Raw genomic sequence first — 11,936 nt, 5'->3', positions numbered from 1 at the left:
GGGTTTAAACCGATTATGAAAAAAGTTCCATTTATCACTAAAGCACAGGTGGAAAAACTGGCAGAAAAATATCCGACACCGTTCTATGTCTATGATGAAAAGGGCATCCGGGATACGGTGCGCAGCATCAACAAGGCCTTTGCCTGGAATAAGGGGTTCAGAGAATATTTTGCCGTGAAGGCCACGCCCCTGCCCGGGATCCTGAAAATCATGAAGGAAGAAGGCTGCGGCACCGACTGCTCCTCCTATCCGGAACTGCTGCTGTCCGACGTATGCGGGTTCAAAGGCCATGAGATCATGTTCTCTTCCAACGATACCCCTGTGAAGGATATGCAGGAAGCCTACAAACTGGGAGCCATCATCAACCTGGACGATTTCACCATGATCGATTTCCTGGAACAGGTGGCGGCCATTCCTGAAACCATCTGCTGCCGGTTCAACCCCGGGGGTGTCTTTGCTCTGGGCAACGACATCATGGACAATCCGGGAGATTCCAAATACGGCATGACCCGGGATCAGCTCCGGGAGGCTTTCAAGATCCTGAAGGCCAAGGGGGTGAAGCATTTCGGCATCCATGCCTTCCTGGCCAGCAACACGGTGACCAATGAATACTATCCGGAACTGGCCCGACAGCTGTTCCAGCTGGCGGTGGACATGAAGAAGGAAACCGGTGTGGCCGTGGACTTCATCAACCTGTCCGGCGGGGTGGGGATCCCTTACCGGCCGGAACAGACCCCCAATGACATTGCGGTCATCGGGGAAGGGGTCCGGAAGGTCTATGAAGAAGTGCTGACTTCGGCGGGCATGGGGAATGTGTCTCTGTTTACGGAAATGGGCCGCTTCGTCACCGGGCCTTATGGGGCACTGGTCACCAAGGTCCTCCATTTCAAACACATCTACAAGGAATATGTGGGAGTGGATGCCTGTGCCGCCAACCTGATGCGTCCGGCCATGTACGGGGCCTACCATCACATTACGGTGCTGGGGAAGGAAAATGAACCCTGCGACCATACCTACGATGTTACCGGGGGCCTGTGCGAAAACAACGACAAATTCGCCATCGACCGGAAACTGCCGAAAATCGACAAAGGGGATTATCTCTTCATCCACGATGCCGGGGCCCACGGTTCTGCCATGGGATACAACTACAATGCCAAGCTGTGGTGTGCGGAACTGCTGCTGAAGGAAGACGGTTCTGTGGAACTGCTCCGCCGGGCGGAAACGGAAAAGGATTATTTCGCCACATTGGACTTCACCGGTCTTTTTAAGGATCTGTAATGAACGGGCAGGAAAAGGAGAAGACCCTCCAGGGTATGCTCCACATTCCCAACTTGAAACTGAAACTGGCTTTTGAAGGGATCCTGGTGGGAATCGCCACCGGTCTGTGCATAACGGTGCTCCGGCTGTGCCTGGGCTTTGTGGCTAAAAACCGGGCCAGGATGGTCACTTTCCTCCAGAATGTACCTCCTGCCTATACCCTGATCTGGGTGGCCTGCCTTTTGCTGGCGGCGGTGATCATCGCCGCACTGGTGCGCTGGGCCCCCATTGCCGGAGGCAGCGGCATCCCTCAGGTCCGGGGGATCGTACTGGGCCTGGAAAAAAGCACCCACTGGGCCCGGGTGATCCTGGTGAAGCTTCTGGATACCTCCCTGGGCATCGGGGCCGGGCTGTCCATGGGCCGGGAAGGGCCTTCGGTGCAGATCGGGGCCATGACCGGCCAGGGCATCGGCAATGCCCTGAACAACACCAACCTGGAAAAACGGGCTCTCATCAGCAGCGGAGCCGGAGCGGGCCTGGCCGCCGCCTTCAACGCCCCCATGGCCGGGGTCATGTTTACCATGGAAGCCATCCACAAGAACCTGTCTGCTGTGGTCATGGCTCCCACTCTGATGGCCTGCATGACCACCACCGTGCTGGTCCACTGGGTTTTCGGGGTGGAGACGGTGCTGGCTATTCCCCCCATGCCCATCCTGCCGGTGGAACTGCTGCCCCAGGTAATCGGCCTGGGACTGGTGTCCGGGTTCATCGGGGTGGCCTTCAACAAAGGCTCCCTGGGCATCGGGAAGTTCTACAGCCTGCCGGTGTTCCGGAAGCCCTGGATGAAGATCGCCTTTCCCCTGCTGCTGACCATTCCCCTCACTTACCTGCTGCCCCAGGTGCTGGGAGCCGGGGACGAGATCATCGAAGCCATGGTGAGCCTGGAAGGGACCTTGAGCCTGGTGCTGGTGATCCTCATCGGGAAATTCATCTTCACCATCCTCAGCACCGGGTCCGGTGCCCCTGGGGGCAGCCTCCAGCCCATGCTGGTGCTGGGGTCCCTGGTGGGCGGTCTGTACGGGAACCTGCTGGTCCAGCTGGGAATCCTGCCGGAAGCCTACAGGCTGAACATGGTGGTGTTCGGCATGGCCGGCCTGTTCGCCGGGTCCGTCCGGGCACCGGTCACCGCCATCCTGCTGCTGCTGGAAATGACCGGGCGGTTCTACCATATGGTGCCCCTGGGCATCGTCACTCTTTTTGCCTATGCAGCAGGAGAACTGGTCCATGATACGCCTATTTTCGATGCCATGCTGGAACGGGCCCTCCGGAACAATCCCAAGGTGAAGAACATCCTGGAAGCTCCGGCAGAACAGATGCTGGTGGAAATCGCTGTGGAGGGGGGCTCCCGGGTGGAAGGGAAGACCCTCCAGGAAATCCGCCTGCCGGGACGGGCCCTGGTGGTCTGCGTCCGGCGGGGAGACCAGGACATGATTCCCCAGGCGGATACCGTGCTCCTGGGCGGAGATTACGTGTACATCATTCCCAACCACGCCCGGCTCTATCAGCTGAACCGGCTGTTCAAGACGAAGATGGGGGAGTAAGGGGACGAAGGAATCCGCCTGCGACCCAAGGGGACTGTTGCTCTGCAACAGTCCCCTTTTTCATGGTATAATAAAATTTAGAGTACACGGGAGGTGAATGCCATGGAAGAGGACAGTCTTTTTGCGGCTCCGGCGGAGGAGCCTCTGGCGGCCCGGCTGCGGCCCCGGAACCTGGACGAATTCGTGGGGCAGAAGCATCTTTTGGGGCCGGGGAAAATCCTCCGGAACCTGATCGAAGAGGACAAAATCTCCTCCATGATCTTTTGGGGGCCTCCGGGGGTGGGGAAGACCACCCTGGCCCAGATCATCGCCCATACCACAAAAGCCAATTTCATCAACTTTTCCGCAGTGACCAGCGGCATCAAGGACATCCGCACGGTGATGCAGCGGGCCGATGACAACCGGCGGTTCGGGGCCCGGACCATTGTATTCGTGGACGAAATCCACCGGTTCAACCGGGCCCAGCAGGATGCCTTCCTGCCCTTTGTGGAAAAAGGGGCCATCATCCTGATCGGAGCTACTACGGAAAACCCCTCCTTTGAAGTGAACGGGGCGCTCCTGAGCCGCTGCAAGGTGTTTGTGCTGAAGGCCCTGACCCAGGAGGACATCAAAGGGATCCTGCTGCGGGCCCTGAAGGATCCCCGGGGGTTCGGGAATGAAAGGGTCCATCTGGAAGAAAAAGATCTGGAGTTCCTGGCCCAATTGTCCAACGGAGATGCCCGGTCCGCTCTGGCTACCCTGGAAATGGTGGTCCTCAACGGGGAACGGAAACCGGACGGAATCCATATTTCCCGGGAACTGATTGAGCAGTGCACCGGGAAAAAGGCCCTGCTCTATGACAAATCCGGGGAAGAACACTACAATCTGATTTCCGCCCTCCACAAATCCATGCGGAATTCCGACCCGGATGCGGCGGTATACTGGCTGGCCCGGATGCTGGAAGCCGGGGAAGATCCCCTGTACATTGCCCGGCGGGTGGTCCGGTTCGCCAGCGAGGACGTGGGCATTGCGGATTCCCGGGGGTTGGAGATCGCGGTGGCGGCCTATCAGGCCTGCCATTTCATTGGCATGCCGGAATGTTCCGTAAACCTGACCCATGCGGTGATCTATCTGTCCATGGCCCCCAAATCCAACGCCATGGAACTGGCCTACAATGAGGCCAAAGCCGACGCGGTGCAGCATCTCAACGAACCGGTGCCCCTCCAGATCCGGAACGCTCCCACCAAACTTATGGGAGAGCTGGGGTATGGGAAGGGGTACCAGTACGCTCATGACACCAAGGAGAAAATGGCAGCCATGCAGTGTCTTCCGGACGGGCTGAAGGACCGGAGTTACTACCATCCCACGGAACAGGGGCTGGAGGCCCGGTACAAAGAGCGGCTCCGGCAGATCAAGGAATGGAAAAAGCAGCACGGTCTGTAAATGCAATAGAAATAGCACAGATTTGTCATGATTTTGTTACATCATTTCAATAAGATAGAAATTGCGTGAAAGAAGGAATGGTTATGATTCTTGGCATTGGTGTGGATATCCTGGAAGTGGGCCGGATGGAACGGGCCCTGAAGCAGCCTGGGTTCAAGGAAAAGACCTTTACCCAGGATGAAATCGCTTACTGCGAAACGAAAGGGGCCCACAGCGTGGAATCCTATGCGGCCCGGTTTGCGGCCAAGGAAGCCCTGGGCAAGGCCCTGGGCACCGGGATCCTGCCGGGACAGCTTCAGCAGGTGGAAGTGCTCACCGATGAAAAGACGGGAGCCCCCCGGCTCCATCTTATGGGCCAGCTCCGGGTGGCGGCTCTCACCCGTCAGGTGGAACGGGTCCATGTAAGTCTCAGCCATACGGCGGAAAATGCCATTGCCCAGGTACTGTTGGAGGAATAAGATGAAACTGATTGCAAGTGCAGCCATGAAGAAAGTGGATACCAAGGCCATCGGGGAAATGGGGATCCCGGAAGCCGTCCTGATCGAAAACGCCGGCCGTGCAGTGGCCGACGCCGCCCTGGAACTACTGGGGAATCCCCGGGAAAAACGGGTAATCCTGCTGATCGGCAAGGGGAACAACGGGGGAGACGGCCTGGCCGCCGCCCGGTTCCTGTTGAAGCGGGGAGCCCTGGTGACCCTGGTGCTGGCGGAAGCTCCGGAAAGTTTCGGCCCGGGAGCCGCTCTCCAGTACAAGATCTGCCAGAGCTTCCCCTTCACCATCCTCCGGTGGGAAAAGGACCAGAATGAGGTGCTCCAGGCCTGCGCCCAGGGTGATCTGTTCATTGATGCCCTGTTGGGGACCAGTTTCCACGGAAAAGTTCGGGAGCCTATCCGGTCCCTTCTGGAAACTCTCCAGATGGTGCCGGTGCCGGTATTGGCGGTGGACATCCCCAGCGGGGTGGAAGCGGACCACGGATACACGGACCTGGCCCTTCATGCCCGGGCCACCGTGACCATGATCGCCCCCAAACCGGGACTGTACCTGTATCCCGGTGCCGAATATACGGGAAAGATCATCCTGGCGGACCTGAATACGCCCCCTTCCCTGGTGCTGGAAGCGGAAAGCTCTGCGGAACTTCTCACGGAAGACCTGGTCCGCCATGTGCTGCCCAAACGGCCTCCCAATGCCCACAAGGGCATGAACGGCCGGGTGGGGATCCTGGCCGGGAGCCTGGGCTACGCCGGAGCGGCGGAACTGTGCTCCAAGGCGGCAGTTCGGGCAGGCGCCGGCCTGGTGACTCTCTACACCCAGCCGGAAGTGCTCCAGCCTCTCATTATCAAATCCACGGAAGTGATGGTGCGGCCGGTGACGGAAGCCAGCCTGAAGGCCTTCCGGGCCTATGATGTGGTGGCGGCGGGTCCGGGAGCCGGGAAAGCCCCGGAAACGGTCCAGTATCTCCGGGAACTGCTGCCCCAGCTGGACCAGCCCCTGGTGCTGGATGCGGACGGGCTCAATGCCCTGGCCGGGGATGATGTCCTGCTCCGTTCCCTGAAAAAGAAGATTTTCACCCCCCATCCGGGAGAAATGGCCCGGCTGCTGGGGAAAACAGCGGGAGAAATCCTCCAGGATCCTGTCCAGGCGGCCTGGGAAGGGGCGGCCAGATGGGACGCTGTGGTGGTGCTGAAATCCACTCCCACAGTGGTGGCCCTGCCCAACGGCCAGGTGTTCCTCAACACCACTGGCAATGAAGGGATGGCTACAGGAGGCTGCGGGGATGTGCTTACCGGCACCATCGCCGCCCTCCTGGGCCAGGGGCTGGATCTGGGCCAGGCGGCCTGCTGCGGGGTCTATCTCCAGGGGTTGGCCGGGGATCTGGCGGCCGGTCACGGGAAAATCGGCCTGGCGGCCGGAGACCTGGTGCTTCAGCTGCCGGCAGCTCTGGAAAAAGTCAGAAAGGGATGAAAAATGGCCGGCCCGCCCACAGCGGACGGCACGCCGGCCTGATTTGCATGAACCCTGGGAAAGTGTTACAATGGCCGGGTAGTCTGGGAGGCAGGGGAAACCGTCTGCGTCCCAAGAGGAGGTTCCAACGTGTTCAAAAAACTGCTGTTATTATTTTTCTGTCTGGCGGCATGCCTGGGAACGGGAAATGCACAGGCAGCATCCAAAATCCAGGATGTGGTGTACGGGGTCAATCCCAACGGACGGCTGCGGATTGTCCTGGATACCAACCAGGCAACGAAATATAAGACGGAAATGCTGGACAATGAACTGCGGGTCACCGTGTACGGCAACCTGAAATCATCCATTCCCCGTGTCACTACCCCCAAGAAGGCCACGTACGTTTCCAAGGTGTACCTGGAGCGGAAAGTCAATGCCACAGTGGTCCATGTGATGATGAAGAAGCCCCTCCAGAAGGGGATGTTCAACGTGTTCAGCCTGAAGGCGGACAAAGTGGCCAAACGGCCCACCCGGGTAGTGGTGGATGTGATTGCGGCACCGCCTCAAAAGACCTTCACCCCCAAACGGACCAAGCGGCCTTCCAGCTCGCCCTGGCAGCCCACCCGTCCCAAACCCAGTTTCGGGGACACCTACTCTGTGGTAGGGGGCATCAAGGGGAAACGGATCACCCTGGACGCCGGCCATGGGGGCACGGATCCCGGGACCCACGGGCTGGTCACCGGCACCTATGAAAAGGACATTACCCTGCCCATCACCAAAAAGGTGAAGGCCCTGCTGGAAAAGAAAGGGGCTATTGTCTACATGACCCGGACCACCGACGTGGATGTGTACGGGCCGGACGCCACCGATGCGGAAGAACTCCAGGCCCGGGTGGATGTGGCGGAAAACAGCCATTCTGACATGTTCATCAGCATTCACATCAATGCCAGTGAAAACACCAGTGTAGGGGGCTTTTCCACCTACTACCATCCCAAGACCAAGTACGATATCCAGGTGGCCCAGTGCATCCAGGATCAGCTGATGAAAACCGCCGACGTGGATGATTTGGGAGTGCGGTACGCCAACTTCTACGTGAACAAACGGAGCACCATGCCCGGAGCTCTGGTGGAATGCCTGTTCCTGACCAATCGGCGGGAGGAAAAGCTCCTGATTTCCGACTGGTTCCAGAACAAGGTGGCCAACGCCATTGCCGACGGTATCGAAGACTTCTACAACCAGCATCAAGGAGGCTGATCCCATGGAAAAAAGACTGACCCGCTGGACGGCGGTGTTCCTGCTGCTGGGGGCCATGGCCTTTTTGGGAGGCTGCAGCGGCTCCAGTACCACCGTCCATCCGGAAACCCAGAAGGAAACGGCGGCTGCGGGCCAGCAGGCCGGCAAGACGGCACCCCAGGCGGCATCTCAGACCCTGTACCGGGCGGGCAAAGGGGGCAAACTGAAGGCCCAGACGGTCCAGCTGTCCGGAAGCCGGGACAAGCTGCCCCTGCTGGTACTGAAGGAACTGGTGGAAAAGGCACCCCAGGGAGACACCACCTTCCCCAAAGGGACCAAGGTGAACAAGGTGACGGTGAAGGGCAAAACCGCCACCGTGGACTTCAGCCGGCAGTTCCAGACCCGGCGGGGGGACCATGACACCCTGCTGATGCTTTACGCCGTGGTGGATACCCTTACCGAGTTTCCGGAAATCCAGAGTGTGAAATTCACCGTCAAGGGAAAACCGGTTACGGTGCTGGGAGGCCAGGACCTGACGGATTCATTGAAACGGGACAAAAAGTATATACAGTGAGAAAAAAGAGGGTGTTGCACGTGCTGTGCAACACCCCCTTTTTGTCAGCAGCCCCTTGCTTCCATTCCCCTTTTTCCGGTATAATAAATATATTTGACACAATTCACTGCAGAAAAACTTGTGAAAGGGAGTGGAGCCATGCATATGGAATGGGGAACGCTGGCTGCTCTGGTTCTGTATTTCGGGGTACTGATCGGAATCGGTGTGGGCACCTACAAAAAAGACGAAAACATGGAAGGCTATGTACTGGGAGGACGGGGACTGGGACCCTGGGTCACCAGCATGAGTGCAGAGGCCTCGGATATGAGCGGATGGATGCTCATGGGACTGCCGGGCTATGCCTATCTGGCAGGCATCAGTGCCTTCTGGATCGCCCTGGGACTGATCCTGGGGACATGGGCCAACTGGGCCATTGTGGCCAAACGGCTCCGGGTGTTCACCCAGGTGCTCCACAATTCCATCACCCTGCCGGAGTACTTTGACAACCGGTTCCAGGACCGGCAGAAGAAGCTCCGGGTGGCTTCCTCCATTTTCATTTTCATCTTCTTCCTGATCTACACTTCCTCCAGCTTTGTGGCCGGGGGCAAGCTGTTCAACTCCGCCTTCGGGCTGGACTACCACACCTCCCTGTTCATCACCGGGGGCATCGTAGTGTTCTACACCCTGGTGGGGGGCTTTTCCGCCGTGTGCTGGACGGACCTGTTCCAGGGTTTCCTGATGTTCTTCTCCATCCTGCTGGTGCCGGTGACTGCCATGTACTATATGGGCGGGGTGGAACCCACCATGGCCCGGCTCCACACCATCAGCCCCAATTATTTCAGCCTGATCGCCGGGGCTGACGGCAGCCATCTGGACATGGTGGCCATTCTGTCCCTTTTGGCCTGGGGCCTGGGGTATTTCGGCCAGCCCCACATCCTGGTGAAGTTCATGGCCATCAAGACCTCCAAGAGCATTCCCCAGGCCACCCGCATCGCCATGGTGTGGGTGGTGATCTCCCTGGCCATGGCAGTGCTGGTGGGGCTCACCGGCCGGGTGTACCTGGGAGACATCCTGAAAGGGACGGAAGCGGAAACCGTCTTCATCCGCATGAGCGACGACTTTTTCGATCCCTTCATCGCCGGGGTGATCACCGCCGGCATCCTGGGGGCCATTATGAGCACTTCCAGCAGCCAACTGTTGGTCACCGCCTCCTCCGTGACCCGGGATTTCTATGAACCTCTCATCAACCCGGATGCCTCTCCGGCCACCATGGTCCGGCTCAGCCGCATTATGGTGGTGGTGGTGTCCCTTCTGTCCATGTACCTGGCCCTGGATCCCAACAGCATGATCCTGAACATCGTGTCCTACGCCTGGGCCGGGTTCGGCGCCGCCTTCGGGCCTATGATCCTCATGTCTCTGTACTGGCGGCGGATGACCATGAACGGGGCCTTTGCCGGGATCGTGGCCGGGGGCGTCACGGTGCTGGTGTGGAAGAACTTCTTTTCCTGGACCGGGATCTATGAAATCATCCCCGGGTTCCTCCTGTCCCTGGCCGCCATTGTGCTGGTGAGCCTTATGGACAAAATGCCGCCCCAGGAGATCCTGGACGAATATGACGAAGCGGACCGGATGTATCACCTGGAATAAAATCCTTGCCTTTTGGGCCGCTTTAATATAAAATAAACAAGAATAAGGCAAGACAATTTATATTTTTTGCTGACAGAGACTACATAACGAATCCGAATGAGGGCTTGCTCCTTCGCCGCGCTGATGGTGCTGGCTTGCACAGGGGCAACCCTCTACTTTTGTGGAGAAAGCCATGATACCTGTAAAGATTACCATCCACAGTGAAACCGTGGGAGCCGGCGCAGCAGACCCTGCCACCCTGGTGGCCTTCGGGCAGCTGGCGGAAAAAGACGGCACCACCTATGTCCGGTACGAGGAATCCGAAGTCACCGGCATGGAGGGAACCCGCACCACCCTGAAATGGACGGAGGATACCCTGACGGTAATCCGGCATGGCCGTTATGAACATCGGCAGCAGTATGAACGGGGCCGGAACAGTTCGTTTCAGTACAGGACCCCGTATTTTACTGTTCCCATGACGGTCTTCACCAGGGAACTGGCCATTGAAAAGCGGAACCATGGGTGGCAGGTCCGGGTCTTCTACGACCTGGAAATGGACAGCCAGCCCAATGGAAGCATTCGTTTGCAGATCGAGATTGAGGAGGAAGAAAAGCGTGGACATGAAGAAAGTACTGGCGGAGGCCGTGGCCGCCGCCGTCCGGAAGGCCATTGAGGCAGGGAAGCTGTCCCAAGGGGAGATGGCCCCGGTGGTCCTTACGGTACCGCCCCAGAAGGCCTTTGGTGATTTTGCCACCAACTTTGCCCTGCAGGCTGCCCGTAATTTCCACTGTGCACCCCGGGTGATCGCTGCTGCGGTGCAGGAATTCCTGGACTGCCCCAGTGTGGAAAAGGTGGAAGTGGCCGGTCCCGGATTTTTGAACTTCTACCTGAAGGAAGACTGGCTGGGTGAATCCCTCCGGGCCATCCTGGACAAGGGCGAGAACTACGGAAACCTGCCGGCCAAGAACGGGGAAAAGATCCAGATCGAATACGTCAGCGCCAATCCCACCGGTCCTCTCCATGTGGGCCACGGAAGGGGAGCGGCTGTAGGCAGCGCCCTGGCCAATCTGATGAAGGCCGCCGGCTACGATGTGACCCGGGAATACTACATCAATGATGCAGGGAACCAGATGCACAACCTGGCTCTTTCCGTGAACGCCCGGTACCTGGAGCTGTTCGATATCCCCTGCGAATTCCCGGAAAACGGATACCATGGGGAAGACATCAAGGTAACCGCCCGGCGGATCAAGGCCAAATACGGGGACAAATTCATCCATATGCCGGAAGCAGAACGGCTGGAACAGTTCCAGAGCATTGCCAAGGAAGAAAAACTGGCGGCTCTGAAGGAAGACCTGGAAGCCTTCCACTGTGAATTCGACGTGTGGTTCAGCGAACAGAGCCTCCACGATGCAGACAAGATCCATCAGGTGGTGGATGAACTCCAGGAAAAAGGCTATGTGTACGAAAAAGACGGAGCCAAGTGGTTCAAATCCACTGCCTTCGGAGACGATAAAGATCGGGTGGTGATCCGGGACAACGGGGTTTCCACTTATTTTGCCGCGGATATCGCCTATCACCAGAACAAGTTCCAGCGGGGCTTCGACCGGGTGATCAACCTGTGGGGCGCCGACCATCACGGGTACATTCCCCGGGTGAAGGCGGCCATGGAAGCCCTGGGCTATGATCCCAGCCGGCTGGAAGTGCTGATCCTCCAGATGGTGGCCCTGTACCGGAACGGGGAACTGGTGAAGATGAGCAAGCGTACCGGCAAAAGCGTTACCCTCAATGAACTGATCGAGGAAGTGGGCACCGATGCGGCCCGGTTCTTCTTCATCATGCGGAGCATGGACAGTCAGCTGGACTTCGACCTGACCCTGGCCACCGAACATTCCAACGACAACCCGGTGTACTATGTGCAGTACGCCCATGCCCGGATCTGCAGTATCCTGCGGCAGATGGAAGAAGAAAAGATCACCCTCAAAAAAGACTGTGACCTTTCCGTATTGAAGGAACCCATTGAAATCGACCTGATCAAGAAACTCAATGACTATGAGGAACTGATCGATACGGCGGCAGCCGAACGGGCACCCCACAAGATCGCCCACTATGTGTACGATCTGGCCGGGCTGTTCCATTCGTTCTACAACCAGTGCCGTGTCCTGGGCGTGGATCCTGCACTCCAGCAGGCCCGTCTGGCATTGATTACAGCTGTGGGCAATACCCTGCGCCACGGTTTGAAGATCCTGGGTGTCAGTGCACCGGACCATATGTAAAGTTGGGCGAAAGCCAGAAAAAGGGAGGAA

General features: G+C 58.3%; 10 protein-coding genes. All 10 read left to right on the top strand.

The genetic code is table 11. The features are described 5' to 3' along the window. Positions 1–15: 15 nt before the first annotated feature. The 10 genes from ACZOF8_RS01565 (at position 16) to argS (ending at position 11,906) form a co-directional block, all read left to right on the top strand. A complete protein-coding gene (locus ACZOF8_RS01565; protein ID WP_022486742.1) occupies positions 16–1,278 on the top strand; it encodes a diaminopimelate decarboxylase family protein in 1,263 nt (420 codons plus the stop codon). After that, the gene (locus tag ACZOF8_RS01560; RefSeq protein ID WP_022486741.1) at positions 1,278–2,858 is read left to right on the top strand and encodes a ClC family H(+)/Cl(-) exchange transporter; all 1,581 of its coding nucleotides are present in this window, start codon (positions 1,278–1,280) and stop codon (positions 2,856–2,858) included. The genes ACZOF8_RS01565 and ACZOF8_RS01560 overlap by 1 nt, the downstream gene beginning before the upstream one ends. Positions 2,859–2,960: 102 nt before the next feature. Further along, positions 2,961–4,280, top strand: a complete 1,320-nt coding sequence (locus ACZOF8_RS01555) for a replication-associated recombination protein A (protein ID WP_308664199.1) — start codon at positions 2,961–2,963, stop codon at positions 4,278–4,280. An 83-nt stretch (positions 4,281–4,363) separates the two neighbouring features. Beyond that, positions 4,364–4,738, top strand: a complete 375-nt coding sequence (acpS, locus tag ACZOF8_RS01550; protein ID WP_022486739.1) for a holo-ACP synthase — start codon at positions 4,364–4,366, stop codon at positions 4,736–4,738. Between the two features lies 1 nt (position 4,739). Beyond that, positions 4,740–6,242, top strand: coding sequence for an NAD(P)H-hydrate dehydratase (locus tag ACZOF8_RS01545; protein WP_308664200.1), 1,503 nt, complete (start codon positions 4,740–4,742; stop codon positions 6,240–6,242). Positions 6,243–6,371: 129 nt separating this feature from the next. After that, positions 6,372–7,475 carry an N-acetylmuramoyl-L-alanine amidase family protein gene (locus ACZOF8_RS01540; protein WP_487426492.1) on the top strand — a complete coding sequence of 368 codons (1,104 nt, stop codon included), beginning with the start codon at positions 6,372–6,374 and terminating at the stop codon, positions 7,473–7,475. Between the two features lie 4 nt (positions 7,476–7,479). Continuing rightward, positions 7,480–8,028, top strand: a complete 549-nt coding sequence (locus ACZOF8_RS01535) for a GerMN domain-containing protein (protein WP_022486736.1) — start codon at positions 7,480–7,482, stop codon at positions 8,026–8,028. A gap of 138 nt (positions 8,029–8,166) precedes the next feature. Next, positions 8,167–9,654, top strand: coding sequence for a sodium/proline symporter PutP (gene putP, locus ACZOF8_RS01530; protein ID WP_487426491.1), 1,488 nt, complete (start codon positions 8,167–8,169; stop codon positions 9,652–9,654). 172 nt (positions 9,655–9,826) lie between these two features. Beyond that, positions 9,827–10,306, top strand: a complete 480-nt coding sequence (locus ACZOF8_RS01525; RefSeq protein WP_022486734.1) for a YwiB family protein — start codon at positions 9,827–9,829, stop codon at positions 10,304–10,306. Further along, on the top strand, positions 10,248–11,906 hold the full coding sequence (gene argS / locus ACZOF8_RS01520; RefSeq protein WP_022486733.1) for an arginine--tRNA ligase: 1,659 nt from the start codon (positions 10,248–10,250) through the stop codon (positions 11,904–11,906). Before ACZOF8_RS01525 ends, argS begins: the two co-directional genes overlap by 59 nt. Positions 11,907–11,936 lie beyond the last annotated feature (30 nt).

Source organism: Acidaminococcus sp. (assembly GCF_057597765.1).
The sequence above is the reverse complement of the archived record's forward strand: the minus strand, read 5'-3'. Positions and strand labels throughout refer to the sequence as shown.